Annotated in this window: 23 protein-coding genes and 3 pseudogenes; 11 read left to right on the top strand and 15 right to left on the bottom strand. The window is 46.3% G+C overall.

The genetic code is table 11. The features are described 5' to 3' along the window. The first annotated feature begins 191 nt into the window (after positions 1-191). Positions 192-572 (top strand): hypothetical protein, encoded by a 381-nt coding sequence (locus D0A34_03680; protein ID UNU18082.1) that lies wholly within the window; start codon positions 192-194, stop codon positions 570-572. Between the two features lie 234 nt (positions 573-806). On the opposite strand, the gene D0A34_03675 is transcribed toward D0A34_03680, so the two are convergent. The 4 genes and pseudogenes from D0A34_03675 to D0A34_03660 form a co-directional block, all read right to left on the bottom strand. Further along, positions 807-1196 (bottom strand): type II toxin-antitoxin system VapC family toxin, encoded by a 390-nt coding sequence (locus D0A34_03675; GenBank protein UNU18081.1) that lies wholly within the window; start codon positions 1194-1196, stop codon positions 807-809. Further along, on the bottom strand, positions 1193-1423 hold the full coding sequence (locus D0A34_03670) for a type II toxin-antitoxin system Phd/YefM family antitoxin (protein UNU18080.1): 231 nt from the start codon (positions 1421-1423) through the stop codon (positions 1193-1195). The genes D0A34_03675 and D0A34_03670 overlap by 4 nt, the downstream gene beginning before the upstream one ends. Before the next feature lie 137 nt (positions 1424-1560). Then, positions 1561-1683 (bottom strand): annotated as a pseudogene (locus tag D0A34_03665) (Uma2 family endonuclease). 233 nt (positions 1684-1916) lie between these two features. Beyond that, positions 1917-2618 carry an alpha/beta hydrolase gene (locus D0A34_03660; protein UNU18079.1) on the bottom strand — a complete coding sequence of 234 codons (702 nt, stop codon included), beginning with the start codon at positions 2616-2618 and terminating at the stop codon, positions 1917-1919. A 152-nt stretch (positions 2619-2770) separates the two neighbouring features. On the opposite strand from D0A34_03660, the gene D0A34_03655 reads away from it, so the two are divergent. Beyond that, a complete protein-coding gene (locus D0A34_03655; protein ID UNU18078.1) occupies positions 2771-3250 on the top strand; it encodes an NUDIX domain-containing protein in 480 nt (159 codons plus the stop codon). On the opposite strand, the gene D0A34_03650 is transcribed toward D0A34_03655, so the two are convergent. Beyond that, positions 3238-3483, bottom strand: a complete 246-nt coding sequence (locus D0A34_03650; protein UNU18077.1) for a hypothetical protein — start codon at positions 3481-3483, stop codon at positions 3238-3240. The two genes, D0A34_03655 and D0A34_03650, sit on opposite strands and share 13 nt — an antisense overlap. A 346-nt stretch (positions 3484-3829) precedes the next feature. Between D0A34_03650 and D0A34_03645 the strand changes: the two genes are divergently transcribed. After that, positions 3830-5560, top strand: a complete 1731-nt coding sequence (locus D0A34_03645) for a hypothetical protein (GenBank protein UNU18076.1) — start codon at positions 3830-3832, stop codon at positions 5558-5560. Between the two features lie 261 nt (positions 5561-5821). Here the strand turns inward: D0A34_03645 and D0A34_03640 are convergent, their stop codons facing one another. Beyond that, on the bottom strand, positions 5822-6559 hold the full coding sequence (locus D0A34_03640; GenBank protein ID UNU18075.1) for a class I SAM-dependent methyltransferase: 738 nt from the start codon (positions 6557-6559) through the stop codon (positions 5822-5824). 7 nt (positions 6560-6566) lie between these two features. Next, on the bottom strand, positions 6567-6764 hold the full coding sequence (locus D0A34_03635) for a hypothetical protein (protein ID UNU18074.1): 198 nt from the start codon (positions 6762-6764) through the stop codon (positions 6567-6569). A 580-nt stretch (positions 6765-7344) separates the two neighbouring features. On the opposite strand from D0A34_03635, the gene D0A34_03630 reads away from it, so the two are divergent. Then, the gene (locus D0A34_03630; GenBank protein UNU22155.1) at positions 7345-9888 is read left to right on the top strand and encodes a mannose-1-phosphate guanylyltransferase; all 2544 of its coding nucleotides are present in this window, start codon (positions 7345-7347) and stop codon (positions 9886-9888) included. Between the two features lie 207 nt (positions 9889-10095). Continuing rightward, on the top strand, positions 10096-10653 hold the full coding sequence (locus tag D0A34_03625; protein ID UNU18073.1) for a single-stranded DNA-binding protein: 558 nt from the start codon (positions 10096-10098) through the stop codon (positions 10651-10653). Between the two features lie 150 nt (positions 10654-10803). Here the strand turns inward: D0A34_03625 and D0A34_03620 are convergent, their stop codons facing one another. Further along, positions 10804-11151 carry a hypothetical protein gene (locus D0A34_03620; protein ID UNU18072.1) on the bottom strand — a complete coding sequence of 116 codons (348 nt, stop codon included), beginning with the start codon at positions 11149-11151 and terminating at the stop codon, positions 10804-10806. 799 nt (positions 11152-11950) lie between these two features. Then, positions 11951-13009, bottom strand: a complete 1059-nt coding sequence (locus D0A34_03615) for a potassium channel protein (GenBank protein UNU18071.1) — start codon at positions 13007-13009, stop codon at positions 11951-11953. A gap of 58 nt (positions 13010-13067) precedes the next feature. Here D0A34_03615 and D0A34_03610 point away from each other — a divergent pair, with 58 nt between their 5' ends. Continuing rightward, entirely contained in the window at positions 13068-13271 is a 204-nt protein-coding gene (locus tag D0A34_03610; GenBank protein UNU18070.1) for a hypothetical protein, read from the top strand. A 3-nt stretch (positions 13272-13274) separates the two neighbouring features. Here D0A34_03610 and D0A34_03605 read toward each other — a convergent pair whose 3' ends face one another. From D0A34_03605 to D0A34_03580, 6 genes and pseudogenes are all read right to left on the bottom strand, one after another. Next, positions 13275-16109 carry a hypothetical protein gene (locus D0A34_03605; GenBank protein ID UNU18069.1) on the bottom strand — a complete coding sequence of 945 codons (2835 nt, stop codon included), beginning with the start codon at positions 16107-16109 and terminating at the stop codon, positions 13275-13277. A 10-nt stretch (positions 16110-16119) separates the two neighbouring features. Continuing rightward, positions 16120-16647 (bottom strand): general secretion pathway protein GspH, encoded by a 528-nt coding sequence (locus tag D0A34_03600; protein ID UNU18068.1) that lies wholly within the window; start codon positions 16645-16647, stop codon positions 16120-16122. Positions 16648-16749: 102 nt separating this feature from the next. Then, positions 16750-16875 (bottom strand): annotated as a pseudogene (locus tag D0A34_03595) (general secretion pathway protein GspH). A 197-nt stretch (positions 16876-17072) separates the two neighbouring features. Then, positions 17073-17480: pseudogene (locus tag D0A34_03590) on the bottom strand (general secretion pathway protein GspH). Between the two features lie 115 nt (positions 17481-17595). Continuing rightward, positions 17596-18156, bottom strand: a complete 561-nt coding sequence (locus tag D0A34_03585; GenBank protein ID UNU18067.1) for a paraslipin — start codon at positions 18154-18156, stop codon at positions 17596-17598. Between the two features lie 131 nt (positions 18157-18287). Beyond that, positions 18288-18833 (bottom strand): NfeD family protein, encoded by a 546-nt coding sequence (locus tag D0A34_03580; GenBank protein ID UNU18066.1) that lies wholly within the window; start codon positions 18831-18833, stop codon positions 18288-18290. A 175-nt stretch (positions 18834-19008) separates the two neighbouring features. Here D0A34_03580 and D0A34_03575 point away from each other — a divergent pair, with 175 nt between their 5' ends. The 5 genes from D0A34_03575 (at position 19009) to D0A34_03555 (ending at position 24693) form a co-directional block, all read left to right on the top strand. Next, complete coding sequence (locus D0A34_03575) at positions 19009-20811, top strand: molecular chaperone Tir (protein UNU18065.1); 1803 nt, start codon at positions 19009-19011, stop codon at positions 20809-20811. 572 nt (positions 20812-21383) lie between these two features. After that, positions 21384-22022, top strand: coding sequence for a general secretion pathway protein GspH (locus D0A34_03570; GenBank protein UNU18064.1), 639 nt, complete (start codon positions 21384-21386; stop codon positions 22020-22022). Positions 22023-22045: 23 nt separating this feature from the next. Beyond that, positions 22046-22816: a sterol desaturase family protein gene (locus tag D0A34_03565; protein UNU18063.1), complete on the top strand. Its 771-nt coding sequence runs from the start codon at positions 22046-22048 to the stop codon at positions 22814-22816. Further along, positions 22806-23420: a rhodanese-like domain-containing protein gene (locus D0A34_03560; GenBank protein ID UNU18062.1), complete on the top strand. Its 615-nt coding sequence runs from the start codon at positions 22806-22808 to the stop codon at positions 23418-23420. Before D0A34_03565 ends, D0A34_03560 begins: the two co-directional genes overlap by 11 nt. Positions 23421-23592: 172 nt before the next feature. Beyond that, positions 23593-24693, top strand: a complete 1101-nt coding sequence (locus D0A34_03555) for an iron-containing redox enzyme family protein (protein UNU18061.1) — start codon at positions 23593-23595, stop codon at positions 24691-24693. Positions 24694-24704: the final 11 nt, after the last annotated feature.

The raw sequence follows: 24704 nt of genomic DNA, 5'->3' as shown, positions 1-24704 counted from the left end.
TTTCGTAGCTTTGGAGTATACGGATGTTTGGTTGGCTATCTGAACTATTTAATTGGTTTTTCAGACTATGGAATCGGTTGGATGATAAAACGAAAGGTAAAATTATAGAGGAAGTTGTCAAGTCATTTGAAAAGCTGCTTCGTGCTTTTTATGGTTCGTGGAAAAATCGGCCTACCAAGTGAGACTAAGTGATGAGTAATTTTAAGGAACTTATGGATGAGATTGAGCAATCACCTACTCAATCAGTGATGAGTAATTTTAAGGAATTTATGGATGAGATTAAGCAATCACCTACTCAATCACTGCCAGAATCTGATTTAACTCTTCCATCCCTTCAAATGGCTTTAACAGCAGGAACTTTCCTTATGTTGACGCCCTTCTCATTTTCAAATAATGAAAAGCAAAAATTCTCAGAAGAGGTGTCGAGCTTAATCCAGAATCAATCTTTTTTATCTGACTTCAGCAATCAAATTGGTGAACCTTTGGAGCAGGAATCTGAAGATGACTTCGTGAAACGCGGTAGCAATAGGTTAAGAGAGATGCTTTATGAGAGATTTGGCATCAAAGGTTGAATGGATATAATATTCAGGTCTGTCGAAGTAGTCGCAGTATACCTTAGTGCGATCGCCCATCTTGCCTATTCCGTTGACACTCGTGTTACCCAACTTCTTTTTCCACTTACAATCTGATCCATTTCCACCATTTCAAAGGGCTATGGTTGCACTCCAGGCCTGAAGCGTAGCTATCCAATAGGGAATCGTCCCAGCAAAAAAAGGGCGATCGCCTACAGAAATATAGAATATTGCTTAACTGAGTGTTTGTAGCACCGAATTATTTGTAAGGTTGGCATCAACTGTAGCTAATTTTAACCCATAGTAAATGGCTGTGGCGGCAATAAATCGGTCTCCGGGGTCTTGATGGGGTAGTGCAATCTCGCGACTTAAAATGGCAATGGCGTGATTCATTTGGGCTTCACGAGTTTCCAGAGTTTTTAAAGCTAAGTTAACCCATGTAACCGGATCAGGCTGTAAAGATATCCTTCCTTTTTCTGCAAGAATGAGCGTCTCCCAAATGCTAATTGGACTCAGCCAAAGTTCAGTATTAGGATCGGCGATCGCGGTTTGAAGTTGAAGCGATAGGCGTTGATCGCCGAGTAAATACCAAAGCCAAATGTGGGTATCAAGTAAAAGTTTCATTCCAAAACTTCCCACTGTTCGGCAACAGGAGCAATTAAATCTCCTAATATTTCACCGCTTCCTTTCATTGCACCAAAGCTGGGGCGTTGAGCTTGGGTTGTCGCAGGATAAATAATGACTAATGCTTTTCCTTCATGGATGACGGTTAGAGGGGTTTTGGTACGTTCGACCTCTATAAGTAGAGTCTGGAGGGTTTGGGGTAATTCAGTCGTGGTAATTTGTGCCATTTGTTGACCTTTCACAATCTTATTCTATTTCTACTATGATAATGCGAGGATTAAACGGAAAGCGATGCTTGAGTGAAAAAAAAGCGCTCGTCCCTCCCACCAAATACCAAACACTGCGATGATTGTACAGAGTGCGATCGCACATCATCATCATCCCTAATTTGCGATCGACCTCCCGCATCAATTGTCAACAAAGCATCCGGCTGAGATTCGTTATCTGCGTCCAAGCCCACAGTAGCATTGTCGCCCAATTCCACCCCAGCCAACCTCTAATTTGATTGTGTTGTTCGCCGCGACTTCTAAATCTTACCGATAATGCCACATAAAATATTTTTCACTCTATTCAGTTAGCGATAAAAATTCAAGTAAACATAGAATCGCGGGGGCGAGTTTTGCGGCACTAAACTCGCTCCTAATATAAATATCTAACTAAATCCTTCCCTTAAACCTTCTGCTTCTTCCTTCACATCCTTCGCGTCTTCGCGGTTCATTTCTAACACAAATACCCAATCCAAGCCGGCAAAACCTCCGGCGAACCGTACCACTTCCCCGGAGAACGAGGCGAATGCCAAACCCCCTCCAATACCAAATTTTCGGCCCCGTCCAAAATAGCAGCTTCCACCGGCGTAATTCCATCTCCCCAAGTTTCGCCCTTCCCCACAGTCAACTCGTAACTTTTATAAGCCAGCCAAGTCCCTAAACCGCGCTTGCCAAAAACAGCCTTCCCAGCAGCGCACACGTAGCGCACCTGCGGGTGAAAAGCCCCCGGATAGTGAATTTTGACAAAATCTAGATTTTTGCGAGTCCAGCGCTCTTGAGAGACGTGTGGCGTGCCTAAAGTGATTAAAGTATTCACATAAGGGTGAGCTTCCCATAAACCGGCGTCCTCAAGCACGTCGCCGTGAATCGTGTAAGGCTTTTCGCCCAAATAGATGCGAGAAATCCAGCCGCCGGCGGAATGACCGACGAGATTGATCTGGGGAACGCCGTATTGCTGTAACATTTGTTTGACAGTGCGATCGAGCTGTCGCAAAATTGGCACCATCGACCGCCCACCAAAAGTCGGCAACCAATCTCCCTTGCCCAGAGGAACTGTTACTGTTGGGAAACCTCGATCGACCAGAGATTTTTCTAATTCGCGGTAGTCGGAAGCAGCAGCAAAATATCCTGGTAAAATCACGGTTGGTAATGGCATTGTCAATTTTAGATTTTAGATTTTAGATTTTAGATTTTGCGGCCGGAGTGCTACGATCTGTTTTTCAAGTTCAAAGACGCTTGCCGAAGCATCCTTTGGATTGCTAACATCTGCCGCTCGTTAAACCTTTTGCTTAGGGAATATCTACTTCTATGGCTCGCGAGCCGATTCAAACATGGTATTTTACCCTAGTTGTCGTTCACTTAGAAGACCGTTTTCTACTGGTACAAGAGCGCAAGTACGAGCAGCAGTGGTATCTCCCAGCAGGGCGAGTGGAAAAAGGGGAGACTTTGCTCGAAGCTGCTATGCGTAATACCCTTGAGGAAGCGGGCATTTCCATCATCGTTGAGGGAATTCTCCGGGTAGAGCACACAGTGATGCCTAGGGGCAATGTGCGCCTCCGAGTCATTTTTGTGGCTCGTCCACAAGATAAGACGCCGCCCAAGAGTAAGCCGGATGAGCATACTTTGTGCGCGGGCTGGTATTCTCTCAAGGAATTAGACCAGTTGTCGTTGCGGGGAGAGGAAGTTCGAGAAATGTTTCAATATATGGCAAGCGGCGCTCCAATTTATCCCATCGACTTGCTCACCATCGAGGGAGCTCCTTTTAAAAATTACCGCTATCGCTGGTGAATCAAGGGGGTTTTGAGATTGCCGCCACAGCCTCCGCGTACAACGCGCAGCAACTCGAGGAGTTTTGAGTTTTTTTGATCTCGTACCAGAATTGGAAACGCCGATCGATCCGTGCGCTCGATCGTGTGTAATGAATAAATTCGGCCCCAGAACCCGAAAAAAGACGGTATAGCAGTGGCACAGTCTGTTTTTTGCTCGCCCCAGTCCGGCCCGTCTGAGGCCCTGCTCACCATTCTCAACAATATCTGATAAACCGCGTATAGGATTCGGCCAAAGGCATTAGGCAAGAAAAACAATGGTTTGAGCAATTAACCACGTCCTCACCCTATTGGCGGTTGCTATACAAGCTTGGAAGCAGGCAAAAAACCGGGTTTCTACGCTTGAGTGCTTGATGTGAGGGTCGCGAAATCTCAATAAAAGTTGATCGGGCAATTTCGATACCGACCGTGCTAAAATTATACCTTTGAATTCTCCAACAGCCTCTTTTAAAATCACTCAAAAAAAATATCAATTAATAACTATTAACTTCCAATTCCCAATTATCAATTCTCAATTACCAATTCCCCATTCCCCATAGTCATGACTGACTCTTCCTCCCTAGCCAACACCCTTTCCGAACCGCTGCGCCAGCCTTATTGGTGGGCAGCCCTAGCTTCTGTCAGCCTTCACGGAGTGCTCGGAGTAAGTGCCCCGACGCTCTCAAGCATACTTTATGGTGGAAATTCCTCAAAAAATATTCCCGGTTCTGTCGGCTTGGTAGAACTAACTCCCGCAGAAGCCGGTCGCCTGCCACAAACCATACCACCGCGCGCGTCTAATAATACGCGATTTACGCCGTTTTCGATCGCACCAGTTCCCCTTCGACCCGCGCCAAAGTTAGCCCCGCCCTTGCCCCCCCCACCTGATACCATCAACTTGCCCGCCATGCCGCCGGGAATGCCCCCTCCTGGATTCTTTTCCCCTCAGCCTTATTCCCCTCTCCCGCCCTTAACGGCCCCAACAGCCCCGCCACCTCCCAAAACTCCATCCCCAACAGTCAGAGCCCCCTCCCAGCCAACACCCACTTTCGTCCCACCCGTACCTCCCAGCGGTTTTCTTTTCCCGCCCTTACCGGGTAATTTCGATCGCAATATCCCGCCGCCGCCATCGCTGCCAGAAGCACCCCAGCTTCCCGGCGGCGGCTCCGAAGATGAAGCAGAGGCGCTCAAAAAGATCATAGCCAGTAGAGGCGGACTCCCACTATTTCCAGACGGAGCTCCAGTCTTTACCCCGGAATTCCCCATTAGCAGGAATGTGGGACCCGATGGAGTACCAAAATTGACTCAAAAAGATCCCAATAAAAGGAATCTCATCGCAGAAACTCCCGAAGAAAGAATCAGGAGGGCACAATTTGACCAGGGACAGCAACAGCTAGAACAGCAGGGAGTTCCCGGTGCAAACTTACCCACCGACCGAGAGACACTGCTTGCGGCTGCAAATACCTATGTTGCTTTGTTTGAGAAATTCAAAAAGGCTTATCCTGACTTGGAAATGACGGGCCCGACTCCTGTGCCTGTCCCTTATCCCGTAACAGCTTGCTCGCAAAAACTCCAAGGAAGAGCTGTTTTTGGAGCAGTTGTCAGCCCTCAAGGCTTGCTCAAGGCCGAGCCTCAGCCGATCGTCCCCACGGGTTACGGTATTCTCGATAATGCGGCTAAAATTGCGATTATTAGCCCTTCTCTAACATTTGAAGCAGCCAGCACGCACAAGCTTTACCAACTGGCGGTCGAGTTTAAGTACGACGAAAAAGTTTGTAGTGGCATTCCTCTCACCCCAACCAGGCCCAACCCACCAGGCCAGCAGCCAGCGCCCACCCCGACAGTGCCCAGACCAACAGGCCAGCCGCCCTCCCCAGCGCCTACAGAAGTGAAGCCGCAGTTTGAGAAGCCGCCGGCCCCTGCCACCAAACCGCAGCCAGGGGCCAAACCGTCGTCGCCCGCACCCAAGCCGGCGGCTCAACCGTCACCCTCGCCTGAACCGAAACCAGCCGCGGAACAGTCGCCTTCTCCTCAACCGCAACCCGCCCAAGAATCCCCGCAGCCGGAAGCAGCGCCATCTCCTGCCGCCGAAGAGTCTCCGCAGCCGGAAGCAGCGCCATCTCCTGCCGCCGAAGAGTCCCCGCAGCCCGAAGCTGCACCATCTCCTGCCCCGGAAGTGTCGCCCTCACCGGAAGCAGCGCCCTCTCCTGCCCCGGAAGTGTCGCCATCTCCTGCCCCGGAAGTGTCGCCGTCGCCTGAAGCTGGGCCATCTCCTGCAGCTACCGAAAATTAATTGGGCATCCGTAATTGGGCATCGATAATTGGCAATCCGGTATGGGAATGGGTAATATCCAATCTGCTTGCTTGACTATGGTGAGTTAGTAGTTAGTAGGGTGCGTCAGCTTGAATATTTGTTGCTTCTCAAACTAATTTCTACTTGCTGACGCACCCTACTTTATCCACTAAGAATAAAGTTGTTTTTCGTCCGCCCGACCAGGCTTTGGAGGATTGAAGTTTTGACTACAAAGCTAATGAACCTATTCCCCTTAACCTCTCAATTGTATTGAACTTTATACATTTGAAATAAGTCGCCGCTTTGCTTTTTTACTACCTTAGCGCCCGCAGCTTTAATCATTTTTTCCCAATCTTCTATTGTCTCTAAAAATACTTCGCCGGCCCGATAAGTTTCCAAAATTGCCCAATCTTCTGCTAAAGGAGCATCGGGGTTGAGGACATCAAAAACAAAATGACCGCCCGGTTTTAGTACCCGCTTTACTTCTCCCATGACAATACTCCAATAGTCTATGGGATAGTAACAGCTAAAGCCTGTAGCGAGGCATAAATCGAACTGAGCCTCCTCGTAATTTAACTGGTGAGCAGGGGCCCATTCTACGCCTTTGAACAGCTTAGAATTGAGCTGAGGGCCGCGAGCGTTTAAGGCGTCTCGCGCTGCGCTGCTGATTTCTTGACCGTAAAAATATGCCTCCCAATCCCGCCAAGGGTAGATGAGAAAGCTGACTCCGCAGCCAATGTCTAAACAGCGCTGATTTTTTTGAGGTTTGGCAATTTTCCAGAAGGGAGAAACTGTTTTTGCTTGGAGAGTTCCTGCAACTGATTCTAGGAAAATCGGCATTGCTTCGACTTCTTCGGGTAAAGCAAAAGCTTCTCCCCGGTATTCGCGATCGAATCGAGAAGCGACTTGCGACAGTAAAACTTGCCAGCTATCTGATTTTCCTTTAGCAAACCAAGTCTGCTCCTGACCAGCTACTGGGCGATCGGACTTTTTAGACATTCTTGAATTACCTTTTAGAGGCTTTGAGAGCTTTTGTAAAGTTTTGGCGGTAAGGCTTATTAAAAATTAACGCGGGCCAGAGCAGCGAGAGCTTCAGGCGATTTGTAAAACTTCTGTCGAAGTTAGTGCGATCGAAACCATTCCAAAATTTCCAAATACCGCCGCCGTAAGCGATCAGCAATGCCAAGCTAATTAACGTACTCATTTAAAAAACCCCTAAGCAATGGATAGGATTTTGGGTCAGCTAGTCAAAGCGCTACCCTTAATCTATCATTTATCAGACGCCAAGGCGCACCGATAGCCGTAGCAATTCCACCTTCAGAAAGAGACTTAAAAATCCCCGTTGGCTACAAACTTAAAAATAACACCCCCGAAATAGCTTTCACCGAGCAAGCAAGAAGGGACTTATGCCAAAAGTCGATGATTCTGAGGACTTATACCATTGAAGAATTGAAGAATTGAAGAATTAAAGAATTGGGAATGACTGATGATAGAAGGGTTTCGAGTACGGGCCTACAGTTGCATTCTTTTTTTTTCAACAGGTATGACCCAACCTCCCCTACAAATCCGAGCTCGACCGGGGGATTGGTACGGCGCCCCAAGTTCTAATTCGGTTGAAATCGGTTGCTGTTGGGGGACAGCCTAGCCGAACGGGATTGCCCAGACGTGTCACTACTCGAAGAAATTTAAGTAAGAACTGAGAGTTGGCGGCCAACCAATTACAGCAGGCAAACTTTTTCTAGCGGACAATGGCGGTAGAGAGCTTTCTAAGCAAGGAGGATTTTATGCGTGCAGTGCTAATGGCTGGGGGGTCGGGAACGAGGCTCAGACCCCTGACGTGCGATTTGCCCAAACCGATGGTGCCGATTCTCAATCGCCCGATCGCAGAACACATTATTAATTTGCTAAAAAGGCATCAGATCACGGAAATTATTGCGACGCTGCACTACCTTCCCGATGTCATGCGCGAATATTTTACTGACGGGGCAGAGTTTGGCGTTCAAATGACTTACGCTGTGGAGGAAGACCAACCGCTGGGTACGGCTGGTTGCGTCAAAAATATTGCTGAACTGCTCGATCAAACTTTTCTGGTCATCAGTGGCGACAGCATCACAGATTTCGACTTAACGGCGGCAATGAAATTTCACCGCAGCAAGCAATCCAAAGCAACGTTAATTTTAACTCGCGTTCCCAACCCGATGGAATTCGGGGTGGTGATTACCGAGGAAAATTACCGCATCAGTCGCTTTCTGGAAAAGCCTTCTAGCAGCGAAATTTTCTCCGATACCGTCAATACCGGCACCTACATTTTAGAACCCGAGGTCTTGGATTACCTGCCTGCAAATAAAGAGTGCGACTTCTCGAAAGACTTGTTTCCCTTGCTGCTGGAAAAAAACGAGCCGATGTACGGTTACATCGCCGAGGGTTACTGGTGCGATGTCGGCCAGTTGGATGTTTACCGGGAAGCTCAGTACGACGCGCTGCGGGGAAAGGTCAAACTAGATTTGAGCTACTACAACGAAGTTCGATCGGGACTTTGGGTAGGTCAGAATACTTTTATTGACGATAGCGCGATCGTCGAAGTACCGGCCATGGTCGGCAACAATTGCCGGATTGGAGCCCGAGTTAAAATCGATGCCGGTACAGTGATCGGAGATAACGTGACAGTCGGGGCCGATGCCAACCTCAAACGTCCCATCGTCTGGAACGGAGCAATTGTCGGCGAAGACGCTCACCTTAGGGCCTGCGTGATTTGCCGGAGCACCCGCGTAGACAGGCGCGCTCATGTATTGGAAGGTGCGATCGTCGGTTCGATGTCCATCGTGGGAGAAGAAGCGCAAGTGGGGCCAAGCGTGCGCGTCTGGCCGAGCAAAAATATTGAATCCGGCGCTCTGTTAAATCAAAATTTAATTTGGGGAGAACAAGCTAGGCGGAATTTGTTCGGTCAACGTGGCGTTCAAGGACTGGCAAATGTGGATATTACCCCGGAATTTGCGGTGAAATTGGGCGCGGCTTACGGCTCGACTTTGAAACCTGGGACTTCGGTATCAGTTTCTCGTGATCAGCGGAGCATTTCGCGGATGGTTTCGAGGTCTTTGATTGCGGGTTTGATGTCGGTGGGAATTAATGTGATCAATTTGGAATCGACGGCAATTCCGATCGCGCGCACGGTTTCGTCTACGATATCAATTGCCGGCGGCATTCATGTTCGCATTTCGCCTGATCGCTCCGACCACATTTTAATTGAATTCTTCGATATCAAAGGCATCAATATTACTAAAGGAGCTGAGAAAAAAATTGAGGGGGCTTATTTTAAGGAAGATTTGCGGCGGGCTCTAATTCCGGAAATTGGAGAGATGTCGTACTTTAACCAAGCTCTCGACGTTTACAACCGCATTTTTGAGCGGCAGATGAATGTTGAGGCAATACGCTACAGCAATACTAAGGTGGTAATCGATTACGTTTACGCGGTTTCTGGAGCAATTTTGCCCCAAATGCTTGCCAAGTTCGGCTGCGATGCGGTGGTGCTCAATGCTAGTCTCAAGCAGACTTCTCTAAGCAATGGCGAACGGGAATATTTGCTCGACCAACTCGGCCGAGTGGTGAAAGCACTCAGTGCTAATTTTGGAGTGCAGGTATCGGCTAACGGCGAACAGCTCATTTTGGTAGATGAGTCTGGGATAGCGATTCGTGGGGAAATGCTGACGGCGTTGATGGTAAATTTGATGCTGACTTCTCATCCCAAAGGTACAGTAGTAGTGCCGGTGCATGCGTCTTCTGCGGTGGAGGCGATCGCCCGACGCTATCAAAGCAAGGTAATCCGCACGAAGGCGAACCCAACTGCTTTGATGGAAGCGGCTAACAGGAACCCTAATGTGGTTTTGGGCGGCAGCGGTCTTATGGGTTTTATTTTCCCGCAGTTGCATCCCGGATTTGACGGAATGTTCTGCATTGCTAAAGTGATAGAAATGATGACGATTCAGGAGCGATCGCTCGGACAGATCAAGGCGGAACTTCCCCGCATCACCCACCGCAGTTACAGCGTCCGCTGTCCTTGGACTATCAAGGGTTCGCTGATGCGACATTTAGTAGAAACTCATTCGCCCGATCGTTTAGAATTATTAGATGGAGTGAAGATTTTTAACTACAGCGACGACACTTGGGTATTAGTTTTACCCGATGCTAGTGAACCGACCGTTCATATCTTCGCCAACAGTGAGGATCGAGATTGGGTATCTGAAACGTTGAAGGAGTACCGCACCCTCGTTCACGATTTTGTCAGTCAAGCCGAGGCGGCGGTTCTCCAAGATAAATTTGGTAACGTGTAATCCGTCATCGGCGACAACTAATAGGGATCGGGCGCAGAAAAATCAGTAATTACCAATTACCAATTGGCAATTGCCAATTCCCCAAAGCAAGACGAACAAGTCATCGGTACACGGATAGCTATTTCTTCCTTCTTCCTTCTTCCTTCTTCCTTCTTCCTTCTTCCTTCTTCCTTCAACATCCAATTCCCAATTACGCACAGATAACAGATGAATAGCTGCATTTTGATGGCGGAAATAATTCAACAACCGCAACTCCGTTATACTCCTGACAATCAACTTCAAATCGCTGAGATGTTGGTGCAGTTTCCCGGCCCAAAACCAGAAGATCCGCCCGAACATTTGAAAGTGATAGGATGGGGAAATTTTGCTCAAGAAATTCACGAGAAATATCATGAGGGCGATCGCGTGATTATTGAGGGACGGCTGAGCATGAATACGATCGAAAGAGATGGTATTAAAGAAAAGCGCGCTGAACTGACAGCTCAAAGGATTTACAGTGTCGGGGCTGATGCAATGAGTTCGGAGCCCCCAACTAGAACCGCCCCGGAACCGGCTCAAATTCGCGACAGCGCGCCGGCTAATGTGCCAAGCAATGTGGTTCCCATGAGTTCGCGAGGCCGCAGTTCTAACAGCGCCCCAGGTGGCGCTAACCGCACGTCTAGTTCGGATTGGAACTCGCATCAGTCTTCAAATTCTGAGTCCGATCGCCAGTCGAGTTCGCCTAACGAGCCGGAAAATCCCGATTACGATCCGATTCCATTTTAAAAATTAGGGTGCATCACTTTACAACTGAACTGTTCGATCGAAAGTGACGCACCTTAATTTAAGAGCGATCGCACTTCAGGAAAAAAAGGGCGATCCTCTTCGAGGGCTGCGCTAACGAATTTGGCTGAACTACGAGCTAAATTGCAAATTTTACAGCTCGATCGTCACAACTTTTTTCTTGCTTTTTTCGTCGCGCAGCACGACGGTATTGTAGGGTGATGTATCCGTCCCCAGCGGAATTGGCAGCTTAAAGCTGCCGCTCTTATGCTTAAGTTCGCCTAAATCAATGCTTTTCGTTATATTGCCATCTGTTGCCAGATAAGCGGTAAGTTCGCCTTTATAATGTTCAATCAAAAAGTCTCTGAAGAAAACGACTTCCCCACTACCCTCAACATCGATAGCAAGGATGACCGTACCGCTAAACGTTGCGCCTTTTTCTTCTTCATGAACCGTCGCCATTTTAATTTCCGAGGGGTCTTGACCGGACATATCTGGCATAAATTTTTTCTCCTGAACTGAGCGCAATAATTAACAAGAATCGTACCTGACGCTAGGGGCGATCGCAAAACTCTTAGGACGTATTTCTGCATCGGTCTTGCTTCTGTCTGAGGTTAGAGAAGCCCGCGAGCGCGAATTATACCACCAATTCTCTCAATTCTTGAGTAAGTAAGTACAGACCGTTATAATTCTCTCTATAATACCCCCAAGTCTCGCAAACACCGCCGCGTTAATTCGATTCGATATTTAGCACCCTTAGTCTGGAGTTTTTAAGTGATTGGGTGGAGAATTAAGCCTAATATTTTTGATAATTTAAGAGCAATCGCACTGGGGCCAATAAAGGGCGGTCGCCCTTAAAAATTATTCTTTCCAGTAACGGGTCAAAATCCGCCTTACTTCTGGGAGCAATTGTTGTAACTGTTCCTATTCCCGACCAATTAATCGCTGTGTTTCTTTCTGGTTCTCTTCAATATGATTCAGGATGTCGCTCATGTTTCTGTGTAAAAAAATGTCTCTTATGTTCTTTGACCACATAATGTCACTATTTGGGAGATGTCTATTGAATCTACAACAGAGGATCGCGATCGCCTGCGTCAGCTATTGCTTATAAATGGGTACAAATTTTCAGATCAACACTTGTATTTTTTGTGGAGTAAGAGTTTGAGGACTGTTAGTACATTTGTAGGGGGGAAGTCCAGGTTAAAGAATCCCCGTGCGTTTACCCCATCGAGTGTCAATTGTTATGGAAACCATTGATCGAGAGAGGACTTGCATTCCTGGCTACAAACTTGACATCGTATTAGTTCGGGGGCCGGGGGAGGCGAAAACTCAGGGGACTGAGGATTTGATTGAGAGTTCGCAGTTGTTCCGCAGTACCCAAACAAATCAGCATATCTCCTCCTTCGATCGCAGTTTCTCCAGTAGGCCCCACAATCAAATTCCCGCCAGCGCGCCGCACCGCTAAAACCAAGGCCCCCGATTGCGATCGCAACTTGGCATTTCTCAAAGTTTGCCCGACGTAGACACAACTATTGGGATCGACCAGAAATTCTTCCATGTAAAAAGAACTATCAGTCCCGGTCAAAACACCGTCTAAAAAATCCATAACTTGAGGCCGCAAAGCCGCCGCCGCCATGCGTTTTCCCCCGGTAATGTAGGGGGATACGACGGCATCGGCGCCGCCCCGCTGCAACTTCTTTACAGCTTCTTCTGTGGTGGCGCGGGCGATCGCCCGTACCTTCGGATTCAGAGTTTTCGCTGACATGACAGTGTATAAATTCTCGGCGTCCGAAGGCAAAGCTGCTACTATGCAAATTGCGCGATCGATCCCCACATTCACCAAAGTTTCGTCCAGAGTCGCGTCTCCTTGGACAGCGGTGTATCCGAGCGTCAAAGCTGCCTCAACCGACTGTACCGCCGAATCTATCACCACAAAAGAGATACATTCGGCCTGAAATTCCAAGGCAATTTGGCGGCCTGTGCGCCCAAAACCGCAGAGAATGTAATGCCCGATCAAAGAATCTACCAATCGTCGCTGCTGCCTAATTCTTGCTCCTTCTTGAAAATATCCTTCAATCAGCGCTTCTGTAAAGCGGTTGACGATGAAACCAATCACAATCACGCCCATCAAAATCAGGCCTATGGTAAACATTCGCCCGCGTTTGCCGAGGGGGTGAAGTTCACCGTAGCCCACAGTTGCTAGGGTAAAGACTGTCATGTAAGCGGCATCGAGCAAAGACCATTTTTCCACCAGCCGATACCAGAGAGTACCCGTGCATACAATGCCGCCAAGGGCGATGACTCCGTTTCTTAAGTCTTTTTGCAGGCGCTGGTACTTTTGTTCTAGAGTTGAATACACCGATCGGGCTGACCTATTACCTATTAGCTGCTACCAATTTTAACCATATCAGCCCTAGATGCAGGGGCGGTCAATCGATTTTAGATTTTCGATTTTCGATTTTAGAGGCGACCCCACGGATAAATGCGGGGGCTTGAGGATTTTCGATTTTCGATTTTGGATTGATTCCACGGATAAATCCGGGGGCTTGTACCATCAAGAAATTCTTGGTCAAAAAGCCAGTTTCTGCCTAGATAGTTTGCTGCCAAACTCAACATTTTGACTCTTAACCCGGTTTTTTTTGCGTGAGTTCCGACTTAGTTCCAATCCCGTCGCAGAGGTGGCGATTGTTGTGATTTGCGATCGGATTTGTCTGCAAATAATTGCGGGCTCCATCGCAACCCTGCAGCAACAAATCGTCAAGATTAAAATTCCACAGCATCACCGTACCATCAGCACTAGCACTAGCGATCGCCTTGCCGTCTGGACTAAAACTCGCACTCCAAACAGCATCCTTGTTACCTTTTAAAGTTTGGAGCAACGTACCGTCAATATTCCACAGCCTCACCATTTTGTCTGTGCTTGCAGATAGCAACATTTGACTGTCGGGACTAAAGCTGATATTTGTCAATCCACTTGTATGCTTTAAAATACTTAGCGGTGTGCCGTCTTTGCTCCAAATTCTCGCAGTTCCCCCAGCACTTGCAGTGGCCAGCTTTGCTCCGTCGGGACTGAAAGTTACACTCATAATTTTATCACTTTCAATCTGTAAAGTTCGGAGCAATTTGATATCGGTGCTGGCTTCGATTGACTGCTGTTTTTGCATTTTTTCCGCAACCTTTCTCAAACTCCAAAGTTTAACAGTGCCATCAGTGCCAGCCGCAGCAATTATCTGACCGTCTGGGCTAAAACTCGTGCTGGTTATCCAACCTCGCTCCACTTTAAAGCTTGACAATTCTTCACCGTTGATTTTCCATATTTTAACTGTTCCCTCGGCACTGGCTGAAGCAATAATTTTACCATTTGGACTCAAAGAAACGCTTGTTATTTGACTGCGGTGTCCTTTTAAATCCTGAATCAATTTGCCATCTCTTTGCCAAATTTTGACAGTTTGGTCGTCGCTTGCCGAGACAAGTATCTGACCGCTAGGACTGAAAATAGCCATCCTAATTTTATCAGTATGGCCTGTCAATGTTGCTTGCAAAGTTCCATTATTTTGCCAAAGTTTGATATAATTATCATCGGTAGCAGTCACAATTGTTTGACTGTCGGGACTGAAACTCGCGAAAGCAAGGGTACTGGCTTGAGTCTGCAAGCGGCGGCGTTCCCGAAAGTTGTAAACTGCCTGTTCGAGGGCGATCGCCACTCGCATCTGAATATCTGAACTCACTCCGAGCGATCGTTTCATTTCTGTAACAGCTCTAATGCTTTCTAGCAGAGCTTCCTCTTTTTTATCGGCAGCAAATAGCGTTTCTGATAGCAAACTGAGAGTGAGAATTTTGTTGTTTCTTTCTTCGATTGACGGTTTAACCCAAAAAGCTACTATCAGGATTGATATTAATATGGCTGCGGCTCCTGTAACTGTTTGCACTCTCAGTTGTTGCTCGCGCCAAAGTTTAACTGCAATCGCTTTTTTCTGCTTTTGTGCTTCGCTTAGTTCCTCTAGTAACTTTTTTTCGCGGCGCAGTTGTTCAATTTCAGTTTGAGTTTGTTTTTCGCGATCGCGCAATTTTGCAAATTCCGCTTCTTGACTCGCACCTAAAAATTGATAATCTTGGGTACTCAAGCTTTTATTTGCCGCCCACTGTCGGGCATCTTCGAGTGCTTGACCGCGCAACAAGCGAGATTCGTCTTGACAATTTGTAGCTATCCATGCTGTTAGGGATTCAGCATAGGGGCGCAAGTCGCCGAGTGCTTTTTCTACCCAGCTATGGCTGAATATAGCTGCGTAAATGCGGTTGGATACGGTTAATTTTCCGGCTCGTTTTACTACTAATCCGCTGAGCCGCAATTCTGTTTGTTCGGGAGTATCATCCGCCCAGATTCCTCCACCCCCCTTTAACAAGGGTAATTCTGACATTTTCTCGCCCCAGATTAAGGGGGGTTGGGGGGAATCGCAGGGTGGCAATATTTTTTGATATAGTCCTAATAACCTACTGGCGTGGTGCTGACTTCTGAGAAGGCGATCGCGAATTGTTTTGATGTGTACTGGTTCATCGGACGATTCCCAATTATCAATAATATGAGATTGCACTATCTCGCTAATTAATAATTGATTAGTAGTAAAATTTTTAGTTGTGGTTTCATCCGTTGAGTCTGATATAATAGACGCCGAAGCTAAGCTTTTTACATGGTGCAGAATCAGCTTGCAAAGCTTTTGAGTCAGAAAGGGCTGCCCTCCAGTCCAGTCCAAAATCTCTTTTAAAACCTCTTGAGGATTGTCTACTTTTCCCTCAAACCCTTTTGCTAAAGGCAGAGCTTCCTGTAACTTAAAACCCTGCAATTCAATAGCTAAACCGATATTAAAGGGCGTGCGAGTTGCATCGCTAATTAAATCCGATGGCGTAGCTACTCCCAGCAAAGCAAATGTAATGCGCTGGTATTCTGAATTGTGAGCGCGTTTATTGTAGCAACATCTAATTAATGCAAAAAAATCGTCTAGCGGTTCTTGGAAACTCAGAACGCTATCAATTTCATCAATAAAAATGACCAGGTTTTGAGAAATTTTGACCAGCAGCAACTCTTCAATTAACTCTCCTAAGCGCTGCACCGGCGGCATCAACTCTCTCTCCCGCCACCAAGTCATAAACTCGACTGGGTTAAACAGGTTGAAACTGCACAATAGCTTGTAAGCGACGCCGCCATACCACTTATCTAGAGAGACTTGCTGGTTGCCAATGTCCGAAAGGTCGATCGTAGCACAGGCAATGCCATCAGCCGAGAGCTTTTGTACAGTTCGCACTAGCAAACTGGATTTGCCCATTTGTCGGGAATTGAGCACGTAACAAAACTCTCCGGCTTTGAGGGCTTTATAAAGTTCTGAGTCAGCTTGTCGCACTACATAAGTAGGTGCATTTTGCGGGAGACTGCCGCCGATTTGATATTGGTAATCGACTGTCATTATATTGCCTCTAGTCATAACTTGGTCTCAGTTCTCTGGTGCCTGTAGCACAAGCAATTTTACCATTTTGATAAGTTGGTTCTGGTGGTTTAATTGTACCAGCAGAATCAGCTCCGCACAATATAGATGTGGTCGTTTTTTTGTTTTTAGAAGCATTTGACTCACCTTTTGTAGCAGGAATTACAAAAACTCCACCGACACAGCTTTTAAGATTTTTATGCTTTGAGACTCCATAATTAAATGTTGCTTTTTTTGTTGTATGGTGGGAATATTTGTAATTTTCTGTCTCGGTTTTAATAATGCGAATTCCTAAAGCCTTAACAGAAGTGCTAAAAACACTTTTTTCGGCAAAATAGGCTTGCTGACGTTTGTTGATTAAGCTAATATAATCTCTGGGTTCCCATTGCTTGTTGTTCCTAAGCTTAACCTGAAAGGATGGCACAGCTACCGAAAAAAATCCTCCAATCACGATTAAAAGCACTAACCATCCACAACCATTATATTCAATGCTAGCTGATTTAGAATTTTGTTGACTCATAGTTTTTTATCCTCCCTGTTTGTAGTAAAGACTTTAGTCCGGTAAATCTCAATTGAATGCCGATTTGATATGGGTAATCGACTGCCATTATATTGCGTAGAGTTAGAATCGGGTCACTTGTGTTGTGCCTTTACCACAAGCACTTTCACCATTTTCATAGGTAGGTTCCGCTGGTTTAATTGAACCGGGAAAATCAGCTACGCACAATATGTCCGTTGTAGTTATTTCGTAAGGATTCAGGTCATGTGAAAAGCAGTAAAACCTATACGGTGTAACCATTTGAACGAATAATCATCAAATATCCATTCTTATTAAGAAACCCTGAAAGCTTTTATTTTCGTACCTATTGAGAATCAAGCTGTTGATTTAGCGAAGGCTTTAATTCTAGAAGTCCTTCTGTGACTACGTTTCAGATACCTGAATCCTTACGTTATTTCCTCTTTAGCAGCATTTGGATCAAAGTTTTTAGCAGGAACTAGAAAGACACCGCCGACATAACTTTTTAAGTCTTTTTCCTTGGATACTCCATAATTAAATGCTGCTTTCTTAGTTGCACGAATGGCATACTTCTAATTTGTTGTCTCGGTTTTAATTCCAATTCCTAAAGCATCAACAGAAGTACCAAAAGCACTTTTTTCTATAAATAGGGCTTGCTGTGCTTTGTTCATCGAGCTAACATACTGTTTTGCTTCGGAAATCCTGGGTCTATGGGTAGTATTAAGAAATGATGGCAGAGCGATCGCGCTAATGACTCCAATGCCCATTAAAAGCAATAAGCATCCGCAACCGCCATAAGCTGCCTTGCTAATACTTGATTCTTGATCTTTAGTCATGTTTTGTCTCCTTAAATGGTATATACAATGCGAATTAAATTCAGTCAGGCCGAGCCTTTGGATCTGCGTTACCAGGAAGAGCCTGGTAACGAGGAAAAGGAGGGAATACTAATCTCTAAGCTCGCAGCTTTTGTACTTCTTTCCGGTCAATGGATGTTGGCTGAACCACTTTACTGCCGATCGCAAAATCGCGCAATTCCACTCTTGTAAACTTCACACCCCAAGGATCTGTCGCTGTATCCAACTCCTCTACTAAAGCATTATTGATTTCATGGCGAGCCGTGTAAAGTTCCTCCATAGATAATGTCGCAATGTGAGTCCGAATTGAAAGAATCAGCATATTTAACATCGCTTCCTTGAGATTCTGCACCTTGTAGGAAGCTTTTTCTAAGTCAATTATTCGCCAGTACACAATAAATTCAACGGTGATGGCAAGGCGATCGCGCGTCATGCAGGGTTGCGGTGGCAAGTTTAAAATTTGCTCGCGCAGAGTTTGTTTATAGGCGACTGTTTCGACAAAGGGAATCAGAAATGTCAAACCAGGTTCGAGTTTCTTGCGATCGTACTTTCCGAAAATTTCAACTAAAGCCTCATCTCCTTGACGGACAATTTTTACGCTGCTGGCTAAGGATACTCCGGTGATTGCAAACAACACCATCAAAAAATACTGATACATAATGAATCTCCTGGTAAATAGTTGACAGTTGACAGTTGACAGTTGATAGTGATTTTTTAGTCTCTTAGAGAGGGACTTTGTTTGGCAAGAAGCGATTTCAATCGCCGAGTCATAAAAGAGCCAACTCAGATTTAGCCGTTGATGTGAATTAATCTGTGAGGTACAACAATCAGCGTGTTTCCTTCGCGGCGCAAAACGTAAACTTTTTGTCTGGGTGCGATCGCCCCTTGGGAATCTTCATTGCGAGCTTTCCACGAAGCTCCTTCATAAATCACCATTCCGGTTTCTCCGGGGAAAATTTCGGAGATTGTTGTCGCTTCCGTTGCTTCGGGAATGACAAACTTTTTGCGAACAATAAAAATTGGTCGAATCCAGATGCTCAGCGCGAGGGCTATCCCCATCCAGTAGAAAATCTGCCAGTCAAAATCTTCATACATTATGTTCGCCCAACTAAACTGAAATGCTACAGATCCTCTCCACAAAATAAAGGATTCAATTAAAGCCGAAGCTCCCATCATTAGCAGGTAAAATCTGTATTTTTGGGGCTGAGTTTTGATGATTAATAGCTCCATCGCACTAAGCACAACTCCGAGCAGCAGCCAGAATAGGGGCGGGGTGAAGGCGAAAGCTGGTTGATTAGTGGTTGAGGCCAGCGACCAAATTAGGATAGAATACACAATGCTTTTACCTCGTTTTGATGGGATTCAACCTTGTTATTTCTAATCTAATCAGGCGGCTATTTGAGTTGGCGACTGAGTTATTTGAAAAATCATCGACTTTTCATCGACTTTTCATCGACTTTAGGGGCAGTTGGCATTTATGATGGTTTCAGTGTCTCGATTGTGATAAGCAATGCCACGATCGCTAAGGGTGCGCGAAGAGTGCATTCGCGCAGTTAAATCCTGTCTCTTGAGAAATGGCTTTCCCAGTCAGAAAATCTTGGCTGAGGATTTAGGGATGGCGCAATCTACTGTCAGCCATTTTCTGAATGGCAAACCTGTGGATTATGCCAATTTCATCGAAATTTGTCGCGGATTGGGGCAGGAATGGCGCGATATAGCCGATTTTGAGGCTAATTCAGAGCCAGAGGAGGTAGTGCTGGTGAGGGCAAAAGTGGCGATCGTCTTCGAGGGCTTTCCTTCGGATCGCTTCGCTAACGCCAACGCCCGATCGACCTCAAACACCACCCTTTCTCAGCAGTTACACCAAGCTTTGAGTGCGGGAGGCCACGAAGTCTTTTTTATTAACAACAGCAGCGACTCAGCCTCATATTTAAAGCGTTGCGATTATTTGCTGTTGCTGATTTCCCAAGAATCGGCCGCTAGCGAAATGATATTGGAACAAGTGCAGCTAGCCAAAGAATTGCACAATTTAACTGTTCATAAACCCGCAATCTTACCGATTTTACTTGAATTAAATACACCGCTTTCTTTTGATTTACTGAGCTATTTAGCAGGAATTCAGCCCTGGCTGTGGCGCGGTGTTGGCGACTCATTTAAGTTATTATCAAAAATTTTAACGCTTATCAAAGAAGGTCGCACATCGTTAACTGCCGACCATGAATTGGCTGTAGAATGGAAAGTAATTACTAGCACTAAACAGTCAATAGTTCAACCCCTGCCAGCAGCGCCGCCAGAATTGCCGGGAGGACAAGTTGAAATAGCTTCTCGTTTTTATATCGATCGCCCTCCGATCGAATCCCGCTGTTACGAGACGATCGCCCAACCGGGAGCGCTGATCCGCATAAAAGCGCCCAGACAAATGGGCAAAACTTCCTTGATGGCGAGGATTTTGCATCATGCAGAACAGCAAGGTTCTCGCACAGTAGCGCTGAGTTTTCAGCTAGCCAATAGGAAAATATTCGCTAATTCAGATACATTTTTGCAGTGGTTTTGTGCTAGCATCGGTCAAGAGTTAGGAATGCTGGAGCAGTTGCCCAAGTGTTGGGAATTAGCCGATTTGATTGGCAGCAATCAGTGCTGCAAGGCTTATTTTGAACAGTATTTGCTTTCAGAATCCTCAAGACCTCTGACGTTAGGGTTGGATGAGAGCGATCGCCTGTTTGAATCGCCGGAAATTGCCGACGACTTCTTTGGGTTATTGCGCGCTTTGCATGAAGAAGCAAAACGGCGAGATATTTGGAAAAAATTTCGCTTGATTGTGGTGCATTCGACGGAAGTTTATATCCCGCTGGACGTGAATAAATCGCCGTTTAATGTGGGGTTGCCCATTGATTTGCCTGAGTTTAATTCCCAGCAAGTGCAAGACTTAGCAGCGCGACACGGATTGAATTGGAATGATGGCGAAGTTGTAGAATTGATGGGCTTAGTGGAAGGTCATCCCTATTTGGTACGGCTGGCAATTTATCACATTTCGCGTCAAGATGTGAGTTTAAATCAGTTGGTAAAATCGGCAGGAACTGAAGCGGCAATTTACAGCGACCATTTGCGCCGACATTTATGGAATTTAGAGAAATATTCCGAATTAATGGAGGCGATGAGAGAGGTTGTGAGTGTTTCCCAGCCAGTTAGATTGAGGTCAGAATGGGGGTTTAAGTTAAATAGTATGGGATTGGTTAAATTAGAGGGAAATAATTACATTCCGAGATGTCGATTATACGAGGAATATTTTCGCGATCGGCTAAATGGCAAATAATATCGAATTATTGAACCGCGAAGATGCTAAGGACACGAAGCAAGAACCCCCCACCCCCCCAGGGGAGTTTCATTATCAGAAAAATCAGGATTTTGTAGGGGTAGTACCCCCGTGCCTACCCCTCCCCAGCGACGCGATCCATTGGCATTGCAGCGATAGGGCACGGACACGGAAGCACCGCCCCTACGAAAAATGAAACCGCCCTGCCCCCTTGGAGGGAGTGGGGGAGAGAAGAAGTAGATCGTGTTCTGGGGGGAAGGGAGTAATGAAAAGTTGATGAGAAGTCGATGAGAACTCACTCAAGTTCTCAAATAGCCACGTGATTTAATAAAAATAGAGTAGAAGCAAGGCGCAGTAGGCGAGGTTTGCAAACCCCACCGCACTCAATGGACTGGGTGAAAACGACGCTAACAATAACTTGCTTGTTTTTCTTAATCTCGACTGTTAGATTAGGCGATGTTAGACAAGCTACGCGTACACTCGCTGTTTGACTCTAGAATCCCCATGTGTTTACGCCGGGGAGTATGTCAATCACTTGAAAACTACTCTGCTAACACATTCGGACAACTACCATGCAGCTTAAAAAAAATCCTCAACTCGATGCACTCAACAAACAAGCAGTATCGAGAACAACCAAGCAGCTTAAGACAAACCCTCAACTCGATGCACTTAACAAACAAGCGCCATCTTCAGAAAAAAACATTCCCCCTAACAAAAAAAGTAAATCTTGTGTAGGAACTTTACTGAGGATCACTTTTATTTATGTTCCTGTGGTCCTGATATTTGCTGCGAACACCCTCCTTCTTTCTAGCGGTTGTGGTGGCAAGGCGAAGCGATCAGAAGCTAAACAATATGTTAACGCAATGAACAGAGCTCAACAAGCAATATACGCCGAGGATGGTACATTTTCTAAGTCCATGGATGGCCTGGGTCTCGGCATTAAAACTCAGACAACAAACTATAAATATTCAATCATCGCTACAAAAAATGCTGCGTTTAGTTATGGAGTATCCATCAGGGAAACTAAGGATATTACTAGCTATGTCGGGGCTGTATTTTTAGTACCTGTTTCCAAAGCAGCTAACAAAGAGAAGACTACTGTATCCATTCTGTGTGAAGCAAATTCTCCTGGAAATACCCAACCGTCTGCTCCTATCCTTAAGAATGGTAATCCTGTCTGCGGTGCTGGTAGTAGGGACGTGCTTAAGTAAATATCGACATTAATCAGAATCTCATGTTACCTGAAATTGTCAAAGGCTTCATCGTCTTAGCGGGCATCTTCATTCCCCTCGAAAGAATCTTATCCTTGCACAAGCAAAAGATATTCCGTCTCGGATGGGCAACCGATGCTACTTATTTTTTTACAGGTCACTTTATTGGCAGATCAGGCGCTATTGTTGTGACTGTAATTTTGTCGCTGATAACTAATTTAGTCAACCCGGAATTGCAAAGCAAAGTAGCCTCTCAACCTGTCTGGTTGCAGTTGGCAGAAGCAGTTATCGTTTCCGATATGGCATATTATTTCGCTCACCGGCTGCTGCATGAAGTACCCTGGCTTTGGCAATTTCATGCAGTCCATCACAGCATTGAACACATGGATTGGTTAGCAGCAGTGCGGGTGCATCCCTGCGAGCAAATTTTTACTCAGATTTGCAAAATTATGCCTCTTTACTGGTTGGGATTTACTCAGGAGAGTTTGGTAGTTTATGCTCTTTATTCGGCGGCGCTCGCTTTCTTGATTCATTCTAATATTAAATTAAAATTTGGCATCCTAAAATGGTTCGTAGCAACCCCACAATTTCATCACTGGCATCACAGTAAAATTCCCCAAATCAACACCAAAAACTTTGCTGTTCAGTTGCCACTGTTAGATTTGCTATTTGGCACTATGTATATGCCAGCGAAAAAAATGCCTCATAAATATGGAATCTCTGATTCTCTACCTGCTGGATATGTCGGACAAATATTCTTTCCATTTTTAAGGATGATGAAAAATGCTAGATGAAAATGCAAAACCAGGTATTAATCGCTATTCTCGCCTTTTGCAAGTAATTATGGGTTTCGGCTTGATGAGTGTTGCTTCTGTGGGTGCAGTTGCCCTATTTCATCACATGGATATCCTAACTTTTATCGCCAGTTTAAATACGAAACAAGTAACGGTTGAGCAATTGCAGCAGGGTGAGTTGAAACCAGTGATTTTGATTGATGTGCGATCGCCCGAAGAATACGCGGAAGATCGCATCGGTGAAAGTCCCCTTGTTCCCATAATTGATATTGAGATGGGGTTCGGTGTCACGCAGATTCAATCCATTGTAAAAGCTAGGGTTAAATCCGAGCGAAATCAGCCCGTAATTGTACTTTATTGTGCCAGAGGAGGGCGATCGGTTAAAGCATACAAACAGTTGGAAAAAATCGCTCGGTATTCCCAAGAATCTGGAGGAAATGAGACTAATAAGATTAAGGATATTAGCGTGAATGTTGTTGTCCTTTCAGGCGGTATCAAAGCGTGGCGGCAAGCAGTGCCGGCTGCAAAAGATGCCCAGATATTAGCCCCAATTACTTTGCACAGCTTGATAAAGTCTCCCTCAGTCACCCTGCTTTCGGAATGAATCGGGGCAGTTGTGACCAAATTGATTTCTGTCAAATCTCTATCAATAGAAAGGTGTATCGTGCGGACAGATTAGCTATCTTCAAGAAAAGTAGCCATTATCCTCAGCAATCTGCAACGGTTGGCTGTTTGGGCAGGCAGCACAATAATTAGAGTTAGCATAACTTTATTCCATGCAAAACACCCTAGAGATACTTCCTTCTTCCGACTCGCCGAGTCTTCCCAAAAAGCAACCCGCACCCCCAAATTACGAAGCAGCCGATCGGCAATTTGTCAATTTGCTAGAAGTCGAGGATTTAGACAAGACGGTGGCGGCAAAACCGTTACTTGTCAGCGATTTTGAAAGCGCGATCGCCTATGCAATTCAAGCAGCTTACCAACAGGAACCGGGCGATGAGGCCGCTCACCGCTTCTTGCAGCGCGTGCTTTACCGTATCAACCGCCTCAACTTGTTTTGGTACGACGATTTGCGCCGCTACAACAACGAGCGCTCGCACTATTTGCGTTCTGTGCGCGATCGCATTGAGGAACCTTGGCAGCAGTGGGAACTGGCGCAAATCGACGTTGCAGCGCTGCAAAAATTGCCGGATGTCAAGCAAGCCCTGCGCGATCGCGCCGCCGCCGATGTCGATCCTCCGTTAACTGAGCTCGATCGCTACCAGCGGGAACAGATGACTGAAGAGGGATACAAACACCTGCTGGCGATCGCCTCTTTCGACGGTTTAGTTGAAGCCAGCCGCCTTTCTCGCATCCTCGGCGGTGCCGGCAACGAAATTCAGTGTACCCTTACGCGAGTGCTGATGGAAGAATACGGCGGCGGTCGCCTCCCCCGCAAGCACTCGACCTTTTTTGCTCAGATGCTGGCTGAATTCGATATGAGTACAGAACCAGAAGCGTACTTCGATTTAGTGCCTTGGGAAGTGCTCGCAAGCATTAATCACAACTTTCTGCTGACGGAACGCAAGCGCCATTTTCTGCGCTACAACGGCGGACTCACTTATTTTGAGGTGGCGGGGCCCGTGGCTTACCGCAATTATCTAGCCGCCGCCCAGCGTTTGGGCCTCTCGCAGGCTGCGATGGGTTATTGGGAACTCCACATCAAAGAAGACGAGCGTCACGGCCGCTGGATGTTGGATGAAGTGGCGATCCCGCTGGTTGATAGATACCCGCAGGAGGCTTGGGAGCTGGTGTTGGGGTACGATCAGGAGAAGTCGATCGGCGATCGGGCTGGCGCGGCTGTAGTGCGATCGATCCAAGCCGCAGAACGGAATTAACGGCTATATAG

Origin of the sequence: Microcoleus vaginatus PCC 9802, from assembly GCA_022701275.1 — a bacterium.
GTDB lineage: Bacteria > Cyanobacteriota > Cyanobacteriia > Cyanobacteriales > Microcoleaceae > Microcoleus > Microcoleus vaginatus_A.
Note: the sequence above shows the minus strand (reverse complement) of the source record. Positions and strands in the feature narration are given on the sequence as shown.